This window comes from Thermococcus sp. LS2 (assembly GCF_012027375.1).
GTDB lineage: Archaea > Methanobacteriota_B > Thermococci > Thermococcales > Thermococcaceae > Thermococcus_B.
In genome coordinates, this window is record NZ_SNUI01000003.1 from 204,254 (window position 1) to 221,211 (window position 16,958).

At 40.2% G+C, this 16,958-nt stretch carries 22 protein-coding genes; 4 read left to right on the forward strand and 18 right to left on the reverse strand.

What is annotated here, in order from left to right; translation table 11 throughout:
- Positions 1-49: 49 nt before the first annotated feature.
- Positions 50-643 carry an RNA ligase partner protein gene (locus E3E24_RS05770; protein ID WP_167885553.1) on the forward strand — a complete coding sequence of 198 codons (594 nt, stop codon included), beginning with the start codon at positions 50-52 and terminating at the stop codon, positions 641-643.
- A gap of 34 nt (positions 644-677) precedes the next feature.
- Here E3E24_RS05770 and E3E24_RS05775 read toward each other — a convergent pair whose 3' ends face one another.
- Entirely contained in the window at positions 678-1,820 is a 1,143-nt protein-coding gene (locus tag E3E24_RS05775; protein WP_167885552.1) for an RNA ligase, read from the reverse strand.
- 167 nt (positions 1,821-1,987) lie between these two features.
- Between E3E24_RS05775 and E3E24_RS05780 the strand changes: the two genes are divergently transcribed.
- The gene (locus E3E24_RS05780) at positions 1,988-2,824 is read left to right on the forward strand and encodes an aldo/keto reductase (RefSeq protein ID WP_167885326.1); all 837 of its coding nucleotides are present in this window, start codon (positions 1,988-1,990) and stop codon (positions 2,822-2,824) included.
- Here E3E24_RS05780 and E3E24_RS05785 read toward each other — a convergent pair.
- From E3E24_RS05785 to E3E24_RS05835, 11 genes are all read right to left on the reverse strand, one after another.
- Positions 2,821-3,546, reverse strand: a complete 726-nt coding sequence (locus E3E24_RS05785; RefSeq protein ID WP_167885325.1) for a tRNA-binding protein — start codon at positions 3,544-3,546, stop codon at positions 2,821-2,823. The genes E3E24_RS05780 and E3E24_RS05785 overlap by 4 nt on opposite strands.
- Positions 3,530-4,603, reverse strand: a complete 1,074-nt coding sequence (locus tag E3E24_RS05790; protein ID WP_167885324.1) for a hypothetical protein — start codon at positions 4,601-4,603, stop codon at positions 3,530-3,532. Before E3E24_RS05790 ends, E3E24_RS05785 begins: the two co-directional genes overlap by 17 nt.
- 4 nt (positions 4,604-4,607) lie before the next feature.
- Positions 4,608-5,687 carry a hypothetical protein gene (locus E3E24_RS05795; RefSeq protein ID WP_167885323.1) on the reverse strand — a complete coding sequence of 360 codons (1,080 nt, stop codon included), beginning with the start codon at positions 5,685-5,687 and terminating at the stop codon, positions 4,608-4,610.
- Between the two features lie 34 nt (positions 5,688-5,721).
- On the reverse strand, positions 5,722-6,051 hold the full coding sequence (locus tag E3E24_RS05800) for a hypothetical protein (RefSeq protein ID WP_167885322.1): 330 nt from the start codon (positions 6,049-6,051) through the stop codon (positions 5,722-5,724).
- A complete protein-coding gene (locus E3E24_RS05805; protein ID WP_167885321.1) occupies positions 6,052-7,029 on the reverse strand; it encodes a bifunctional oligoribonuclease/PAP phosphatase NrnA in 978 nt (325 codons plus the stop codon).
- Complete coding sequence (locus E3E24_RS05810; protein WP_167885320.1) at positions 7,007-7,318, reverse strand: DUF3194 domain-containing protein; 312 nt, start codon at positions 7,316-7,318, stop codon at positions 7,007-7,009. Before E3E24_RS05810 ends, E3E24_RS05805 begins: the two co-directional genes overlap by 23 nt.
- A 43-nt stretch (positions 7,319-7,361) precedes the next feature.
- On the reverse strand, positions 7,362-7,712 hold the full coding sequence (locus tag E3E24_RS05815) for a prefoldin subunit beta (protein ID WP_167885319.1): 351 nt from the start codon (positions 7,710-7,712) through the stop codon (positions 7,362-7,364).
- 74 nt (positions 7,713-7,786) lie between these two features.
- Complete coding sequence (gene pcc1 / locus E3E24_RS05820; RefSeq protein WP_167885318.1) at positions 7,787-8,029, reverse strand: KEOPS complex subunit Pcc1; 243 nt, start codon at positions 8,027-8,029, stop codon at positions 7,787-7,789.
- The gene (locus E3E24_RS05825; protein WP_056933169.1) at positions 8,026-8,664 is read right to left on the reverse strand and encodes a ribosomal biogenesis protein; all 639 of its coding nucleotides are present in this window, start codon (positions 8,662-8,664) and stop codon (positions 8,026-8,028) included. The genes pcc1 and E3E24_RS05825 overlap by 4 nt, the downstream gene beginning before the upstream one ends.
- Positions 8,665-8,731: 67 nt before the next feature.
- A complete protein-coding gene (locus E3E24_RS05830; RefSeq protein WP_167885317.1) occupies positions 8,732-8,881 on the reverse strand; it encodes a DNA-directed RNA polymerase subunit P in 150 nt (49 codons plus the stop codon).
- Positions 8,882-8,910: 29 nt separating this feature from the next.
- The gene (locus E3E24_RS05835; protein WP_096325220.1) at positions 8,911-9,171 is read right to left on the reverse strand and encodes a 50S ribosomal protein L37ae; all 261 of its coding nucleotides are present in this window, start codon (positions 9,169-9,171) and stop codon (positions 8,911-8,913) included.
- Between the two features lie 348 nt (positions 9,172-9,519).
- On the opposite strand from E3E24_RS05835, the gene E3E24_RS05840 reads away from it, so the two are divergent.
- Positions 9,520-10,812 (forward strand): hypothetical protein, encoded by a 1,293-nt coding sequence (locus E3E24_RS05840; protein WP_167885316.1) that lies wholly within the window; start codon positions 9,520-9,522, stop codon positions 10,810-10,812.
- Between the two features lie 69 nt (positions 10,813-10,881).
- On the opposite strand, the gene rrp42 is transcribed toward E3E24_RS05840, so the two are convergent.
- The 6 genes from rrp42 to E3E24_RS05870 all read right to left on the reverse strand — a co-directional run bounded on the left by rrp42 (position 10,882) and on the right by E3E24_RS05870 (position 15,199).
- Positions 10,882-11,694, reverse strand: coding sequence for an exosome complex protein Rrp42 (gene rrp42 / locus E3E24_RS05845; protein WP_167885315.1), 813 nt, complete (start codon positions 11,692-11,694; stop codon positions 10,882-10,884).
- A 1-nt stretch (position 11,695) separates the two neighbouring features.
- Positions 11,696-12,439 carry an exosome complex exonuclease Rrp41 gene (gene rrp41, locus E3E24_RS05850; RefSeq protein ID WP_167885314.1) on the reverse strand — a complete coding sequence of 248 codons (744 nt, stop codon included), beginning with the start codon at positions 12,437-12,439 and terminating at the stop codon, positions 11,696-11,698.
- Positions 12,423-13,190 (reverse strand): exosome complex RNA-binding protein Rrp4, encoded by a 768-nt coding sequence (gene rrp4, locus E3E24_RS05855; RefSeq protein WP_042679519.1) that lies wholly within the window; start codon positions 13,188-13,190, stop codon positions 12,423-12,425. The genes rrp41 and rrp4 overlap by 17 nt, the downstream gene beginning before the upstream one ends.
- A complete protein-coding gene (locus E3E24_RS05860) occupies positions 13,187-13,897 on the reverse strand; it encodes a ribosome assembly factor SBDS (RefSeq protein ID WP_167885551.1) in 711 nt (236 codons plus the stop codon). Before E3E24_RS05860 ends, rrp4 begins: the two co-directional genes overlap by 4 nt.
- 10 nt (positions 13,898-13,907) lie before the next feature.
- Positions 13,908-14,690 carry an archaeal proteasome endopeptidase complex subunit alpha gene (gene psmA / locus E3E24_RS05865; RefSeq protein ID WP_167885313.1) on the reverse strand — a complete coding sequence of 261 codons (783 nt, stop codon included), beginning with the start codon at positions 14,688-14,690 and terminating at the stop codon, positions 13,908-13,910.
- A 149-nt stretch (positions 14,691-14,839) separates the two neighbouring features.
- Positions 14,840-15,199 carry a ribonuclease P protein component 2 gene (locus E3E24_RS05870; protein ID WP_167885312.1) on the reverse strand — a complete coding sequence of 120 codons (360 nt, stop codon included), beginning with the start codon at positions 15,197-15,199 and terminating at the stop codon, positions 14,840-14,842.
- A gap of 417 nt (positions 15,200-15,616) precedes the next feature.
- Here E3E24_RS05870 and E3E24_RS05875 point away from each other — a divergent pair, with 417 nt between their 5' ends.
- Positions 15,617-16,957 carry a TrpB-like pyridoxal phosphate-dependent enzyme gene (locus E3E24_RS05875; RefSeq protein ID WP_167885311.1) on the forward strand — a complete coding sequence of 447 codons (1,341 nt, stop codon included), beginning with the start codon at positions 15,617-15,619 and terminating at the stop codon, positions 16,955-16,957.
- Position 16,958: the final 1 nt, after the last annotated feature.

A 16,958-nucleotide genomic window follows, 5' to 3' on the forward strand; every position in this document is an offset into this window, starting at 1 on the left:
TCACCTAAGGATTTTAAACCAAAAAGGACTAAATAAACTTGTGGTTGCAATGATTCGCTTTGTCCTTGATACGAGTATCTTTGTCAATCCAGACGTGAGGGCAAAATTCGGCAAAACACCAACTGAAGCCATGAAGAAGTTTTTGGAATATGCTGAAAAGCTGTTTGGTAAGGTGGAATTTTATATGTCCCCCGGAATTTATAGAGAGATTATGCACTTCGTTGATGAGAGCGAGGTTTCCCCCGATGTTGAGCTTTACATAATAAAAAAGCCCCCAAACGTTCACGATATTAAAATCCCAGCTTTTGTTGTTTATGAGCTGATTGAAGATATACGGAGGAGGATTGATAAAGGGTTGAGAGTTGCGGAGAAAGCTGTTAGGGAGAGTGTTCTCGATACAGATAATGTAGATAAGATTATCCAAAAGCTCCGTAGAAACTACAGGAAGGCTCTAAGAGAGGGAATAGTTGACAGCAAAGAGGATTTTGAGCTGATTTTACTAGCTAAAGAGCTCGATGCAATAATAGTTTCAGCCGATGTTGGGATTTTAACGTGGGCTGAGAAGATGGGGATTAAGTGGGTGGATGCCGCTAAGTTCAAAGAAGTATTGGATGAGCTTGTGGAGAAGGTTGGGAGAAGTTAAGAAGATCAGAAATTTTTTCCTTATCCCCTCACTATTAGTCAACAAAAGCATGCCCATTCCAAAGCTCCCTAATATCTTTTGTCGCATCGTCATAAACTCTCTTAAATGTAATCTTCCAGTAGCCGTTGCCAAGCTCTTCAATGTCATCAATGTGAATGTTAAGCCCCATCCTCTCAAAGTGCGATACCATCTTGTATGCAGTCTCAATCCTCTTTACTCTAACTGTAAATATCTCAGCAATCATCTCTCCCGCAGCAACATCCCATATTGACTCCACAAAGGGCTGGAGAAGGGCTTTTCCAAGGGCTTTTGCATACTTCTCAAAATCCTCTCCCCTCACGCGCTTCTCAGCGATATAAAACGCTAGCCTCTTTATACGCTGCATGAAGTAGCCGTGAGGTAGATCAAAGAAAATTCTCGAGCCAATTCCTATGTCGTTGACATTTGCATAGGGCGTTACATACTTCACGATTTTTCTCATGTCAGGGCTTTTCATCACTATCCCTTCCCGCCCTTCTTTGCTGAGCCTCTCAATCAGCTCATAAAGCTCATCAATCTTTTCATAGCTATAGAGACCAAAGACTTCAACGCTCTGAATGCCATATTCTTCAGCCAGCTTCAACCTTTCCTCAACTGGTAAACTTCTTCCAGTTCTCTTCTCCTGGATATCGAAGAGGAAAAACCGAATGTCTTCTCTAACGTAGGGAGGTCCTTCAACTAAATATGGGCTCTCTGGACCCGCCATCTCACCGCAGAGAACTAAATTAGGATAATCCCTAAAGAATTGTTCGTTTATAAAGTCCTCAATCCTTTCAGTAGTGAAGGGACAAATGAAGCCACCTCTCGTTAAAGCCAAAATCTTCTCCCCAACCTTAGCAACTCTAACGTTGTAGCCGTCAACTTTCTCCTCTACATAAAACGGCTTGTTTTTGAAAATTCGTCTTATACCATTCTTTAAATGAACAACTCTCTTTATGTGGGGAAATCCAAGAACAATGTCAGATTCGTTAAAGACAACCGTTCCTCTTCTTAGACCTTTGGCTGAGTCTTTAAACCTAAGATATCGTAAACCCTCAAATTCATCCTCAATTATGCCACCTTTCATTTCGAGCGTCTCTATTCTCTCTTCATCAAGTCCAAGCTTGAGGAGAATATGTTTGAAGTACGAGCTTACCATTTCCATCCCACAATAAAGTTAGGGATATGGGAGTATATAGATTTTTGGAATATCAGCATTGGGGGAAATTTCATCATAACTCAGGTGGCCCCGTATTCATCATTCAATAGAACCTTTAGCATTGGATTAATAAATTTTGATGCAAAAATTAATTTCAGGTGAATGGTGTGAAGAGAGTTATTCTATTTAATGATTTAAAGAAAATCGGAGACGACAGAGTTACAGCAATAGGAATAGGTACGTGGGGAATAGGTGGAAAAGAGAGAGCAGATTATTCGAGAGATAGAGAGAGCACCGAAGTTTTACGCTACGGTCTGGATTTGGGCATTAACCTAATTGACACTGCCGAATTCTATGGTGCTGGACACAGCGAAGAAATAGTTGGAGAGGCCATTAAGGAATATGAGAGGGAAGGCATTTTCATAATCAGTAAAGTTTGGCCCACCAATTTTGGCTATGAAAAAGCAAAGAAAGCTGCTCAGAACAGCGTAAAAAGACTTGGAACCTATATTGACCTCTATTTACTTCATTGGCCAATTGGGGATTTTGAGAGAATTAAAAAAACACTTTGGGCATTGGAGGATTTGGTTGATGAAGGGTTTATACGCTACATTGGTGTCAGCAACTTTGATTTAGAGCTCTTAAAGAGAAGTCAAGACGCTATGAGAAAGTACGAGATAGTGGCAAATGAAGTGAAGTACTCACTAATGGATAGGTGGGTTGAAAAGACAGGACTTCTCGAATACATGAGAAAAGAAAAAATAGCTCTGATAGCACATACGCCTTTGGAGAAGGGAAGGTTAGCATATAACCAATGCTTAGCCAAGATAGGAGAGAAATACAACAAAACGGCTGCTCAAGTTGCACTGAACTATTTAATTTGGCACGAAAACGTAATTGCAATCCCAAAGGCCAGCAATAAGGAACATCTAAGGGAGAACTTCGGTGCCATGGGCTGGCGTTTAAGCGAAGAAGATTTAAAGAAAGCGAAAGAGTGTGTTTAGCTTTTCAAGAATGCCTCCACTAAGTTCCTCGTCTCCTTCAAGGCATCGAGCGGAATCCCCTTAGGTAAGCCTCCAATTTCTCCTTTTACATCTTTCAGTACTCCTTCTCCAGCGCCAAGGAACATTCCTTCGCTGACAATTCCTCTGAAGTTTGCTGGTGGCAACAAAGCAACAGCCACTCTGTTCCCTTCTTTAACTGTCAAATCATTCGTAACAACTGTTATTGCTCTATCACCAATGTTTACATTACAAACCAAAAGTCTGTCAGCATTTGGATGCTTTCCAACGCTCATGACCTCACCGACTTTTATATCCACAGCAATTACTGGATCATTGATTTTCCCTAAAGCTAATCTCTTGTCTAGGTTTAGTATTGTGTTGAGGAAAAATCTAACTTTAGCAACTGCTTCCTCCACTTTCTCTTTTTCACTCTTGTCAGCCAAGCTTAAGAACTTGTGGTGCCAGTCTTCACCGCCAAGTGCCTCAATTATCCCCTGAGCTTTCTCTTTAAGGGCCTTCATTTGTGGAGTATCAATGAGCTCCTTGGGGTCGAGGTATGAGTATCTCATGGCTTGTAGCTCAGGAAGCATTTCTTTGGCTAACTTTATCGCCTTCTTCTTGTCCCATCTGCCTTTAAATTTGGCATGTTCAATTGTCTTTAAGAACAGCTCGACAGCTTTTTCTGCGACAAGTAAACGATAATCCTTACTCGTGTCCCACATCTTCTTCACCTTTCAGAGCTTTTAGGACTTTGTTCTTAACGATTTCGTTTTGAATGCCCTCAGCTATTGAAATGGCTTTCTCCACTTTTCCAAAGCGGGCATATGCTAAAGCAATATTGCCCAAAACTCCCGAAGCCCTCTCTTTATCCTCAATAACCCCCGCTATTGTAAGGGCTTCATCTAAACGGCCGAGTTTCATGAACTTGTAGGCTATCCCCACGAGTTCTAAATCGCTTGGCTTAATTTTTCCTATGAGTATCATATCAAAGACATCTGCCAAGAGAATCTTAGCCAAATCCTCTCTTTCATGGAGAAAAAGCCAATAAGCAACCTCAAGCATTGCAGCTACTCTCTCTTTTGGAGAAAGATACCTCATGCCGATTATTGCTTTATCAATATCCCCAACATCCAAAAAGCTCATTATGGCAACACTGCCTCTCTTTAAAACATCTCTAACAAATTCTCTCTTTCTTTTTACAGCATCAGCTTGGATTTTTAGCTTTATCAAGCGATATATATCCTCCGCGAGGTCGTAAAAACTCAGTGCCCTTTCATTTGTTATCTCATCCGCAGCTTGCACAATGAGCTTAGCTAAATTAGAGAGAAAAGAAACAATACGAGAGTATGGCTCTCTTGATGATTGAATAATTTCAACAGCCTGATTAAAGTAATAGAGGCTATCCTCAAGCAAATCAGAGAGTGCAAGATAATAGGCTAAATATCCATATGCCTCCGCCTGCCATAATGGGTATCCAATATCATCAGCCAAAGAAATTGCTTTCCTGAAGGTATGTTCACCCATTTTCTCTTTTCCTATGGCATAGAGAGCAGATGCTAAGAGTGCCAGAGCCTTTACTTTTGTTACTTTATTCACTATTGAATCTGTTGTCTCAAACATTTTTGAGAGTATCAAATCATGATAAGTTTCGTCAACAGAACGAAGGATGTATGCAAGTGCTTCAAGCCTAAAAAAACTATCATCAATATTTAACGCTGCCTCAATTGCCCCTTCAATGTCGCCTTTTTTCAAATGTTCTTTAAAATCACTAACTGCCATAAAATCACCCCTTTATCTCATGTAAAATGCTCTCCCTAATAATCTCGTCAGGTATAAATTCAGCAATTTCTTTAGCTCTCTCTATGTTTCCCTTTCTCAAAAATTTCTTGGCAAGTAAACCCAATACCTTCGAAAGCTCAAATTCGTCTTTTATGTTCATTGCTATTTGAAACGCCTCATTATCCATATCTACTGAAATTAGTAAATTAGCAATATATGCCAAATCACGATCTGAGAATTTAATTTTTCCACCAAGAATTTGAGAAACAGCGTCATTGACAATTCCAAATGCATATTTTTGCTTTCCATTCTGATACAACCAATTTGCGACCTCAAGTAATGCAATAACCTTTTCCTCCTTTTTTAGGTATTTAATTATTTCAATTGCAGAATCTATATCCCCCATCTCTAGCACCCGTCTTACGAAGGATGGCCCTTCTTTTAATGCCATTTTTATTAGAGCAATTTTCTGTTCAATGGCCTTAACTCTGACACTCATTTCAAGCTCTTCATAAATTTCTCTAGCAAGCTCATAAAACTTCAGAGCATCTTTTGTATAAATCTTGTCTGCAACAGCTAAAATCTGCTTTCCAAGTCTATCCATGAGATCTATATAAAATGAATTGGTTATCTTTGGAGTTTTTATAAATTCTCTAGCAAGCCTAAACAGTTCATATGCCTCGGAAAGCCTACCAGAAATACCAAAATAATAAGCTACTTCTGTAAGTCCTCTTGCTATCCATAACGGGTCTTTTAGTCTGTAAATTCGTTCAAGAGCAATTTTGAAATATCTCTCAGAATCTTGCTTTCGCCCAGCTTCATGAGCTACATATCCTAAGAGGGCATAGGCCTTAGCTTGTTTCCATTCTTCTGGAAAGAACTTTATTAAGTTGAGGATTTCGTTGACTATAAAGAAATAGTACTCCTCAAATTCTTCAATACTACCAATTTTAGCAGCAATGTGACCAAGCACTTCTATTTTAGATTCTCTCTCGGAAATTTTATGGGCAAGATCAATAGCCTCCCGTATTTTACCCCCTTTGATGAGCTCATCTATCCTCTCAAGAATAAGCACATTTCCCACCAAATCTATATGGGGACTTATGATATATAAGCCTTCAGCGATGTTTAACTCTTCTGTCCCACTCCTCGAGCATTACATCGAGAGCAAGCAGATTGGTAAGCTTCAGCTTAACTTTCTTGTTCTTGTAATCTATTCCACCCTTAAAATCATTTAATAGCTCAAAGACTTTTTCTGCCTCTTTGATTTCAAGATGTTTACCATAAAATTCCTCCTTACAATATGGACATGTGAAAACAAATTCTTCAAATGCAGAAATAAATGCTTCCTTATCAGCCAACAGCTCACTAAAGTTTTCAAGTGTGAGCATCTGCTCAATTAGTTCCTCCCATTTTAATGCCTCTCCGCAAAGTGGACATCTTGCCATCTAAATCCCCCTCAAAAATTTCTCAATTTCTTTCACTAAAAACTTAATGGCTTCATCAAGATTTCTCTTACCATTTGCTCCGGCAGCTCCAGCATGTCCTCCGCCTGAGCCTTCAATGATTGGGCCAACTTTTTCCATTATTTTGCCTAGGTGGAGTCCTTTCTTCACTAAATGCTCCTTTGCTCTTGCAGAAATCCTAACACCCTTTTTCTCACTCCCCACTATTGCAACGTCAGCCCCCAGCTGGAGAAAGACTTTACACGCTAAAGATTCATAAGCAGAGACTTTGGATGTCACGATTACGTATTTTCTGAATTTTTTAATTTCCATCCTCTGGCATGCTTTTAAAATGGCCATCCTCTTCGCTTGGTCAATGTTCTCATCGCTCACTGGGGCTGTTAAGTTGTAGATTTCTCCCATCTGGATTGGGAATTTCTCAAGAATTTCGCTTACAGTTTTGAATGTCTTTGCGTTTGCATATCTAAAATTAGCCGTATCTGTCGCTATTCCCGCAAGTATTGCTTTTGCTGCAATTTCGTCATAAAAGTTGAAGTACTTTAAGAGCTCCCACACTATTTCAGCTGTTGATGTTCTTGAAGAATCAACAATTCTTATGTGAGCTTTTATCGGATTTTCTTTCTCGATGTGATGGTCAATGACAATTACAAACTTGTCCTTTGGAATATCAATGGGTTCAAGCTGTTCAATTGATGAAGTATCAAATATAATGACCACGTCTTCTTTAACTTGGGGGTCTTTTTCTACTTTTGCGAAAGATAGCAAACGCTTAGCATAGGAAGAGACACTCTGGGCAACGCCAATTCGATTATCTAAACCTATGCTGCTGAGGTATCGAGAAAAGGCAATTGCACTACCCAATGAATCCGGATCAGCATTATGATGGCATAGGAGCAGAAAAGAGTATCTCTTTTCTTTTGCTTCTTCCAAAAATCGCTTAAGTTTTATCTTGCCCCGCAATTTCCCTCAACCTTTCCTCAACTTTTTCATAGGCTAATTCCAAAGCCTCCTCAACTAGCTTATCAACATCAACCCTCACAAATATTGGCACCTCAAGGTATATCTCAAGTTCCAAATCGAGTGTTTCTTCCTTATTTATTCTCGCTGTAACTTCTATGTCCTTCACTTCACTCCTTGTTAGATGCTCAAATATGTATTCAATTGCAGTCTCTTGAGCTAACTCTCCTAAAGCAATAAGCTCATCTTCACTGAGCTCTGGCAGTCCAATGTGGATAACTCTCTTTGTCATCTCACTCACCAACAAAGTTTAAAGATTAAAATTAAGCAGAAAATCAGCCAGCTGTTGGTCTGAGCATTGACTGTATTTTTTGAGTTAGCTCTTTGATTTTTTCATTAAGCTTCTGCTCTTGTCTGGTAAGAGCGTTCAGCCTAACCTCAAGGGTCTCAATCTTCTCCTTGAGTTCTTCAACAGCTTTAGCCTTGCTGGTTTTCACTATTAGAGTTCCAACAGTCTTGTAGATCGGAGTACTCTCCTCAACTTTTTCGATCTCCTCAAGAGCCTTCTTGGCGTCATTTAAATCAACCTGAACTTTCTGCTTTTGCTGGATGACAAGTTGTAACTGCTGTTGATAGCTCTCAAGCTGTCCCAATAAAGCCTGAACTTGTGGTGGAATGTTTTGCATTTCAACACCTCCATAATCGTTAATCCAACCAAAAATTAGCGAGAGCATTTAAGAAGGTTTTGCCGAGCAGAAGTCTAAAGCTCAACAACGTCCATAGCAACTTTAATCCATCTTAAATAGGAATTGAGAGTTCCCCTTAGAGCTGAGTTATCTTGAGCTGTGAAGTGCAAAACAATTCTATTCCCTTCCCTCTTAAATTCAATTTCACTTCTCCGATAGGGAACACTTAAATGCTCAAAAAGAACGCTCTCATAAACAATTTTCGCAATCTCCTCACTTGGGAACTCAATCTCTATGGTTCCCTTAATCTTATTCATTCACGCTCTCTCCTTTTGACTTTAATGCCCAATGCCTCCTTGTAGTCCCATCTCCTTCCATCTTCCATAATCCAGATTTTTACGCTAATCAGTGGTCCAACTGGTCTTTCTTTTGTTATATCCAAGCGGTAGAAGTTGATTGCCATCCCTCTTGGATGTCTCTCAATAACACCAAGGACATCCGTGTTGTATTTGTCCGCTATATAAGTCAAGCTCTTGTCCCCTCTTGGGATGAATTTTCCGTTTGTAAGTTCGGCAAAAGCTTGAGCAAAGGCTATATGGTCGAGACCAACTCTCTTAGCAGTTGTAACAATAAACGGCATCTCCTCACGGATCGGTCTTATGTTCCTAAAACCAATCTCTCTTTGGAGTTTAATTCCATGAAGATAGAGATAACCAAGATACCCCCAATCGTCAGGAGAAACTTTAATGAATGTCATTTTAAGCGGATTTCCTTTCCAAACATTTATTATTAAGAGTCTCTCATAACCTCTGTCATAAGCCTCCATAAGCAAATCCTGGATTGTCTTCTTTCCTCTAGTTAGATAGGTGGAATTAGGGAACACTCTCTCTAAATCATGCCCAAAACTCCTCGTTCTTCTTGTAGGTCTGTGTGAGGTTGTTATCAGCATCATCGCTATCACTCATAAGTAATACAAAGCAATTAAAAGCTTTTTGAAAAATCGAAACTTTCAAAAAAGTTCAGATTGCTTTTACTCTTCTTGCAACTTTAGGTCTCGGCTTGTAAAGTATCTTGCTTCCGCAGTATGTACAGCGAACTTCCCTTGCAATGGCTAAATCAAGCTTAACTTCCTTCCCACATTTTGCGCATCTATAAACAACTTCAACCATTTTTCCCACCAAAAAAGGGTTATTAGGGCTCAAGCCCTTGAAACTACTCTTTTAGCAACTTTTCCAGCTGGTGTGACTGGCAAATAAGCTCCGCCAGCAAAGGTTGCTCCACACTTTTGGCACTGCCAAATTCCAGTGCTTATTCTTCTAACTGCCTTTCTTCCACAAACTGGGCAGGTGTGCTTCTGCTTCATCTTTGCTTCTACAGCTGCTACCCTTCTTCTAATCTTGAGACCATATCTTGGACCAAATCTTCCAGCTGAACCAACCTTTTTAGTTGCCATGAGCATCACCTCTAATGATCTTTAAGCTGAAGGGTATAGCAGAGTTTTATTTAAAAGGCTTTTCCTTTAGAATCCAACATTCACTATTTTCGTCCTGGGAATACCAACAGCTTGCTTATAAGTGTTTTGATCACTATCCGGGATTATAATTCCAGCATGATTTTTCAAAAACCTTAGCTCCTAGAGAGATTTAAACTTGAATAATGTAATGTATAATTTTATTAATATAAACATTTATTGCGAAATATATCAAAATTATTGACAAGTTACTTTAAAAAATATAAAGATAAATAACAAAGTATATAAAGATGAAGCACGGAATTCATATCAGGACTACTAAGGAGGTAATTCTTTATGCAAACAAAGAAGTTCTATACTTTTGGACTTATTGTGATACTAATAATTAGCATCACTTTAATAAGTGGATGTAATAAAGCGCCTGAAACACATACCGTAACAGAAACAGAAGTAACATCAACAGAAACTACTATTACGGAAGAAACAGAGACCATGACTACTTCTGAAAAAGAAAGTACAACTACTACGCAACTAGAAAGCAAAAAACCAAGTGATATAGATTCTAAAGAGGATGTTTCAGACGAAGCAGAAAATGCATACTTAATAACCCCAGGTGAATACAAGGGAACACTCTCAGAAGGAGACAACGCAGATATTTATGTAATAAAAATGGACAAGGATGACATCTTATCCGTAACTTTAATACCAAACGAAGGACTTGATGTTGGATTAGGGCATTCAACAGAACAGAACACGTATTTGATTACTGAAGAATATGTAGAAAATGAAGGTATCACTGGAGAGGCAGAAACATGGATAAGAGTCCCAAATAGAAAAACAAACTACTACATTTCGGCTGTTAGAGTATATGGTTCAGGAGAATATACCCTAAAAGTTGAGTTAATTAAGCAGAATGATGCAGGTTCTGGAAAAGACGCAAGCGGAGAACAGAAAGATGCAATTCAGATAACAGCAGGAACATACACTGGAATTTTAAGTCAAGACGACAACTCAGATACCTACGCTATAAAAGTTGGACCCGGAGATATAGTTAGCGTTAGTGTATTGCCAAAGAGTGATTTTGACGTTGGCTTGGCAATAGGAACCGAATACTATTATGATCATGAATATAACACTGGATTAAAAAGGGAAGCAGAAAATGCAATATTCGTGAATGGCGAAAAAGACAACACATACTACATAAATGTCTTTGTTGAGGGAACTGATTATGACAAGATAGGCAATTATACCTTGAAGGTCTCTATTCTCGAACAAAACGATGCAGGTTCTGGAGAAGATGCAAGTGAAGACCCAGAAAACGCACTCCAAATAACTGCTGGAAATTACAAAGGATATATCGGTGGAAGGGATGAAAAAGACACTTACGTTGTAAAATTAAAAAAGGGACAAAAAATAACTGTGGAAGTAGTTCCTGCAAGTGATCTTGATGTGGAGCTAAGAGTTGGAAGGTATACATATTATTATGACAGTGAATATAACTACGGACTAAAAGGAGAACCAGAGATAGCCACATATACTGCTGATGAAGACACCAACTTTTATATCTCCATTTATCATGCGGGCGGAGCATATGCAGGCGAATATAGTTTAAACATCTCAGTAGAGTGATGAGATGTTTTTATTTTTAATTTTTTCCTAAAAACTCCCAAAGAATAATAGGAATAAAACAAAAAGGGTTTACTCCTTCTTTCCTACAGCCTCAAGAATCTTCTCTCTAATCTCTTGAGCTTTCTTGAATGCAACATCAACTGCATACATGACTTCTTCGAGCTTGAAGCTTCCACCTTCGCTCTTCTGCACTGCTGAGATGTGGCCATTCTCATCTGTTGTTATTGTTAATTTCCCATCCATTACCTGCTCTTCTTCAAGATTTGGGTCAACAACTATTGTTCCTCCAATCTTAGCAAAGCTCACTGGAATTGGGATTTTTGTTACTGGTAACGGCTCATACTCATCAAGTATCACAACTTCGCCAGTCTCTTCGTTGTACTCAATTTTTGGCATCTTTGTTGAAAGCAGAGCTGCAATTGCTCCAATTCCTGCGGCATCTATGAGGTTCCCATCGTGGTCAAGGACATGAACGTCAATGAAGACTACTCTGACGAGCTTTCCTGGAACAATGACGAGCTTTTCTAAGTCAATTGCTTGGCTTTCCCTTATTCCTCTGTCAACAACTCTAGCCAGCTCAATTGCCCTCTCATCTGGAGGACCCGGCTCAAAGGTCGGTGAAGCTAATGGAACGAGCTCAACGTTCGTTGTCATAACACCCTTATCTGGCAAATCCGGGAAGGGTTCGCCCAAATCAAGCTTAATTCCAACGAGAACTTGAGTATTACCGAGCTTAACCCATGCTGAGCCCTCAGCCTTTTCAATGACATTAACTTTTATTTCAAGAGGTCTTAAATCCTCCAAGCCTCTCCCATCAATTCTCTTCCTCTCTTTGAGGAGTTCAATGATGTGGTCTTTCATAATCGAAGCCATAACTTCCATTTTACTCACCTACCTCCTGGGCTATTTTGAGATATTTCTCCTTCAATGCCTCCCTTTGTTTCTGGTAGACTGCTTTTGCTCCCTTTATCGCTAATCTCACAGCTTCAAGGAACTCATCTTTTGTCAAGTAGCCATCCATCTGAAGAAGGGTTATGTCGTTCTTTATTGGCATTATTGCAACTGGGACATCTGCTTCTCCATAGTTGTCCTCTTCCTTGTTCAAGTCAAGAACAATCTGCCCCTCAATCTTTCCAGCAGCACATGCTGAGACTAAGTCCTTCATAGGAATTCCCGCATCTGCCAATGCTAGAGAAGCAGCAGTAATTCCGGCAACTCTCGTTCCTGCATCTGCTTGAAGAACCTCAATGAAAACATCAATTGCAGTCCTTGGGAATAATTCAAGTATGATCGCTGGCTCCAATGCCCCTCTGATGACCTTGCTTATCTCAACGCTCCTCCTGTCTGGTCCAGGTTTTTTCCTCTCTTCGACACTGAAGGGAGCCATGTTGTATCTAACTCTTAATATTGCCCTATCTGGTCTCTGTAAGTGCTTTGGATGAATTTCTCTTGGCCCATAAACTGCAGCAAGAATTTTATTCTTACCCCATTCTACATAAGCAGATCCATCAGCGTTCTTCAAAACACCAACTTCCATTTTAATTGGTCTGAGCTCATACTTTTTTCTGCCATCAATTCTCCTTCCATTCTCATTAATAAGCTTTATATCCTCAGGCTTTCCCATCATTTTCTTCACCCTCTTCTATTTGAGGTATTTCCTCAATAATTCCCTGGTCTTTGAGTTCTTTCAATCTTGTCAAAAGCAGCTCTTTTACTCTATCAGTCAGTCCTTGTGTATGGCTTTCTCTATCAACCTTCAGTATTGCCTCAATTGCAACTCTCTCAAGCTCCTCTTTTCTTCCGCTGACCCATACCCATCCGTTTTGTCCAACAATAATCCTTGTCTGGGTCATTTTTTTGATTAGATTTATCATAGAACCGCCCTTACCAATCAAACGGGGCACTTTAGATGGGGTTATTTTTACAATCTGTCCACCCTTTAATGGACCGCCGTTAAAGGGCATTCCCTTAGTTGTTAGGTCAATTTGGTTCACTTCATTGAAGGCTTTCACTTTCGCATAGATTATGTCTCCAATATCAAATATTTTCCTTAAGTCTGTCTTCAAGAGGTCAATTTTTTCTTCAACAGCATCCTGTATTCTTAATGTTGCTTGATAAGGCGCTCCGATGTCTACAGTCCAGCTTGAGAATTTTACATCAATGATCTTTCCAATGACATTGTCTCCAACTTCTGGAATGTATGGTCCTTCAAGAGGAATAACCCTTATGAAGTCATTTCTTATGTCTACGAGGCCAACAACTGTTGAGTAAATCCTGTTCCCTTCTTTGAAAGTTCCTCTGCCGTTCTTGAACGGTCCCTGTGCCAATAGCGTTCCTGGAACCACTAATTCCCTATTTTGTACAAAAACCCTTCTCATAGTCCCTTCCTCTCTATAAGTTTAGTTATAACATTGCCCTTTGTAAGGGCATTAAGCTTCTCATAAAACTCTTCTTCAACTCCACCTGGGATTTCAATAAGGAACATCCATGAACCATCGCTTGCCCACTCTTCCCTCTTAATTGTTCCGAATTTTCTAACTTCTCCGTATGCTTTTCCTACATAATCCGAAGGTATCTTTACAGCTATCACTTTAACCTCAATCTTGAGCGGTAAGAATCTTCGAATAGCTTTTATGACATCGGGAACTTGAGCTTCGGCATCTTTAAAGACGTCAACCCTAACTCCAGCTTCCTCCATGGCTTTAAGAATTCTGTCAACTGGGTGAGGATATCCTGTTCTTGGGTCAACTGCATGCTTGTGAATTATCGTAGCTATCTGCCTCTTCTTTTCCTCAAGCATCTCTCTCCTCTGCTGGGCTGTGAGCTGAACTTCTCCTTTCTTGAGAATTATCTTCGCAACTTCATATGGGTCACTTGTTCCAAAGATTTTCTCCATCTCATGCTCACTCGCTTTATCTCCCTTGTGTGCATCTTTAAAAACATAGGGAGTGGCAAGAATTTCCTCTATTGGAACATCTTTGCCCTCCTTGAAGTCTCTGGCAAGATAAGGGTCAACCAAAATCTCAAATGTCTCCCCATGTGTCTTTAACCTTGCAATCACTGCTTTGTCAACATCTATTGGCACTGCCACCACCTCAGTAGTTGCTGTCTAATTCAGTATAATCTTCCTCCTTCTCAGCAACTTCCTCTTCTTCAGCCTCTTTCAAAGCTTCCTCAAGGCACTTTGCAACTTTCTCTTTACTTATCTTCTTGAACTTCTTTTCCTCAACTGTGATCACTGCCACTTCTATGTTCTCTGGTGAAGGCTCTTCCATCGTCTTTGCCAAAGCTAAGACAGCTAGCTTTATTGCATCCTCGAGTGTCATGTCCTCTCTGTACTTCTCTTCAAAGATTGCCATAGCTGTGTTTCTGCCGCTTCCTATTGCTACTGCCTTCCACTCAAAGTATGCACCACTTGGATCTGTTTCAAAGAGCTCTGGCTTTTCATTGACACCCGCCATTAAAAGAGCAGCACCGAAGGGTCTAACACCCCCATATTGGGTGTGCATCTGCTTGAGGTCGCAAATCTTCTTCACCAAAACGGTAAGTGGGACTGGTTCCCCATATGTTAAGCGGTAAATTTGAGCCTCTAAACGAGCCCTATCAACCAAAACCCTTGCATCTGCTATTATACCGCTCGAAGCAGCTGCTATATGGTCGTCAATCTGGAAAATCTTTTCATAGCTTTCCGGCTCAATTAATCTGCTTGTTACTCTTTTTTCTACAGCCAGAACAACTCCTTCCTTACACTTTACTCCTACAGCTGTTGCACCTCTTTTAACTGCTTCTCTTGCGTATTGTACTTGGAAAAGCCTCCCATCAGGGCTGAAAACAGTTATAGCCCTATCATACCCAGCTTGTGGTGGTACAAACGCCATTTTACATCACCTCATGAGTTATCGTAACTTTTGATTAAGTTAAACTTCCGCTCTTTGCTTTATATACTCTCCGATTGATAAGTTATTGGAGTTGATAATTAAGCTTTTCTATGCGGACAAGAGGGAGAAATTCTTTCTCCTTTGTCGTCTTACCACCCAAATTCTTTTAGAAACTTCATCCTTAAACGCTTTATTGTCCCGGAAACTCCAAGCGTCCTTATTATGGCTTTTGAACCACTAATTTCAGTGAGCATAGCTAAAGCAAAACGAACTTCCTCCACATACCTTCTATCACATCTAACAATTCCGGTTTGAGTTTTTTCGTCAAACTTGATGAACCAAGGCTTTGCCCTTGCAGTTCCTAATTCCCCAAGAACTCTAAGAGAAGCATCCCAAATTGCTTTTTTAATTTCGTCTTTTTTGAAATTCCTTTCCCCAATTACTTGAAAAGCAATGTAGCGATGCTTATCCCTAAGCGTTGGTGGTAAAGTTTTTGGTCTCTCTTTCATGTTAGAAAGTTGGGGAGACCGTATTAAAGCTTTTGTCCTTGGCAAAATGCCAAAAAGGTACTAATATTCCCCCCATCAAGAGGACAGTCTGTCAAAATTGGCCCCAAAAACCTTTTAAAGTTAGGACACATTTACAAGCTTCGATGCACCATGACGATCAGGAGTGATTGTTTTTGGAGCTGAGAGTGAAGGCTTCCTAGGTTTCTCGGTTAGTTTTACAGCTGAAGGGCGGGATCGTTTTTGGCACGTCTCTTAGTGTAATCTGGAGGGAGTGTTTTTGGAAAGCTTTTATTTGGATCTAACAACTTAAGGTTAGTTTGTTCTGTCCGTTCCTACACAATTGAAGGGATTAGTTTTTCTAACTCTTATTCCCTCACTTTTGGGACTTTTTTAACAAAAACTACGGAGGTGATTTAAATGGAGAAAGTTAAAGCCGTTTTGAAGCCAGAGGAAATGCCAACGAAGTGGTACAACATTTTGCCAGATTTGCCAGAGCCATTAGCTCCGCCATTAGACCCAGAGACAGATGAGCCAATAAGCCCAGAGAAACTGAAGAGAATTTTTGCTGAAGAGTTAGTTAAGCAGGAGATGAGCAGTGAAAGGTTCATTAAAATACCAGAGGAAATTTTAGAGATATATGCCAAGATTGGAAGACCAACACCGCTATTTAGGGCAACAAATCTTGAAAAAACTTTGAAAACATCAGCAAGGATTTACTTCAAATATGAAGGGGCAACGATAACAGGAAGCCACAAGATAAACACAGCTTTAGCTCAAGCTTATTACGCTAAAAATCAAGGTATTGAAAGATTAGTCACCGAAACTGGCGCAGGTCAGTGGGGAACAGCTTTATCCTTAGCAGGGGCTTTGTTTGGACTGAAGATTAGGGTGTACATGGCAAGGGCAAGCTACCAGCAGAAGCCTTACAGAAAAATACTAATGCAGACCTATGGAGCCGAAATCTTTCCATCGCCAAGTGATAGAACAAACGTCGGAAGGAAGTTTTTAGCTCAAGACCCCAACCATCCAGGAGGGTTAGGAATAGCAATAAGTGAAGCTATAGAAGATGTTTTGAATGACGAAAATGCTCGCTACTCATTGGGTAGTGTTTTAAATCACGTTTTAATGCACCAGACAATTATTGGAGAGGAAGCAAGGCTTCAAATGGAGCTACTTGGTGAAGAGCCAACAACAATCGTTGGCTGTGTTGGAGGCGGAAGCAACTTTGCTGGCTTAGCTTATCCGTTCGTTAGAGACGTTTTAAAGGGCAAAGCGGAGTATGAGTTCTATGCGATAGAGCCGAGAGCAGCGCCATCAATGACGAGAGGAGTTTACACTTACGACTACGGAGACAGCGGAAGGCTAACGCCGAAGATAAAAATGCACACCTTGGGCCACACTTACTATGTTCCCCCAATCCACGCCGGCGGCTTGAGGTATCATGGCTTAGCTCCAACACTGAGCATTTTAATAAACCACGGTATAGTTAAGCCTAGGGCATATCACCAGACAGAAGTGTTTGAGGCGGCAGTTCTATTTGCAAGAACCGAAGGTATCGTTCCAGCACCAGAGAGTGCTCACGCTGTAAAGGGAGCGATAGATTTGGCTTTGGAGGCAAAGGAGAAGGGAGAGGAAAAAGTCATACTATTCAACCTCAGCGGACATGGACTACTAGACTTAAAGGGTTATGCAGACTTTTTGGAGGGCAAACTTCAAGACTACGAGCCCGGAGAGATCCCGATTTTGAAAGGATATTAGT

Coding starts and splice junctions, on each gene's coding strand:
- E3E24_RS05770 (WP_167885553.1), top strand. CDS start 50: ATGATTCGCTTTGTCCTTGATACGAGTATCTTTGTCAATCCAGACGTG.
- E3E24_RS05775 (WP_167885552.1), bottom strand. CDS start 1,820: ATGGTAAGCTCGTACTTCAAACATATTCTCCTCAAGCTTGGACTTGAT.
- E3E24_RS05785 (WP_167885325.1), bottom strand. CDS start 3,546: ATGTGGGACACGAGTAAGGATTATCGTTTACTTGTCGCAGAAAAAGCT.
- E3E24_RS05790 (WP_167885324.1), bottom strand. CDS start 4,603: ATGGCAGTTAGTGATTTTAAAGAACATTTGAAAAAAGGCGACATTGAA.
- E3E24_RS05800 (WP_167885322.1), bottom strand. CDS start 6,051: ATGGCAAGATGTCCACTTTGCGGAGAGGCATTAAAATGGGAGGAACTA.
- E3E24_RS05810 (WP_167885320.1), bottom strand. CDS start 7,318: ATGACAAAGAGAGTTATCCACATTGGACTGCCAGAGCTCAGTGAAGAT.
- E3E24_RS05815 (WP_167885319.1), bottom strand. CDS start 7,712: ATGCAAAACATTCCACCACAAGTTCAGGCTTTATTGGGACAGCTTGAG.
- pcc1 (WP_167885318.1), bottom strand. CDS start 8,029: ATGAATAAGATTAAGGGAACCATAGAGATTGAGTTCCCAAGTGAGGAG.
- E3E24_RS05825 (WP_056933169.1), bottom strand. CDS start 8,664: ATGATGCTGATAACAACCTCACACAGACCTACAAGAAGAACGAGGAGT.
- E3E24_RS05830 (WP_167885317.1), bottom strand. CDS start 8,881: ATGGTTGAAGTTGTTTATAGATGCGCAAAATGTGGGAAGGAAGTTAAG.
- E3E24_RS05835 (WP_096325220.1), bottom strand. CDS start 9,171: ATGCTCATGGCAACTAAAAAGGTTGGTTCAGCTGGAAGATTTGGTCCA.
- E3E24_RS05840 (WP_167885316.1), top strand. CDS start 9,520: ATGCAAACAAAGAAGTTCTATACTTTTGGACTTATTGTGATACTAATA.
- rrp42 (WP_167885315.1), bottom strand. CDS start 11,694: ATGGAAGTTATGGCTTCGATTATGAAAGACCACATCATTGAACTCCTC.
- rrp41 (WP_167885314.1), bottom strand. CDS start 12,439: ATGATGGGAAAGCCTGAGGATATAAAGCTTATTAATGAGAATGGAAGG.
- rrp4 (WP_042679519.1), bottom strand. CDS start 13,190: ATGAGAAGGGTTTTTGTACAAAATAGGGAATTAGTGGTTCCAGGAACG.
- psmA (WP_167885313.1), bottom strand. CDS start 14,690: ATGGCGTTTGTACCACCACAAGCTGGGTATGATAGGGCTATAACTGTT.
- E3E24_RS05870 (WP_167885312.1), bottom strand. CDS start 15,199: ATGAAAGAGAGACCAAAAACTTTACCACCAACGCTTAGGGATAAGCAT.
- E3E24_RS05875 (WP_167885311.1), top strand. CDS start 15,617: ATGGAGAAAGTTAAAGCCGTTTTGAAGCCAGAGGAAATGCCAACGAAG.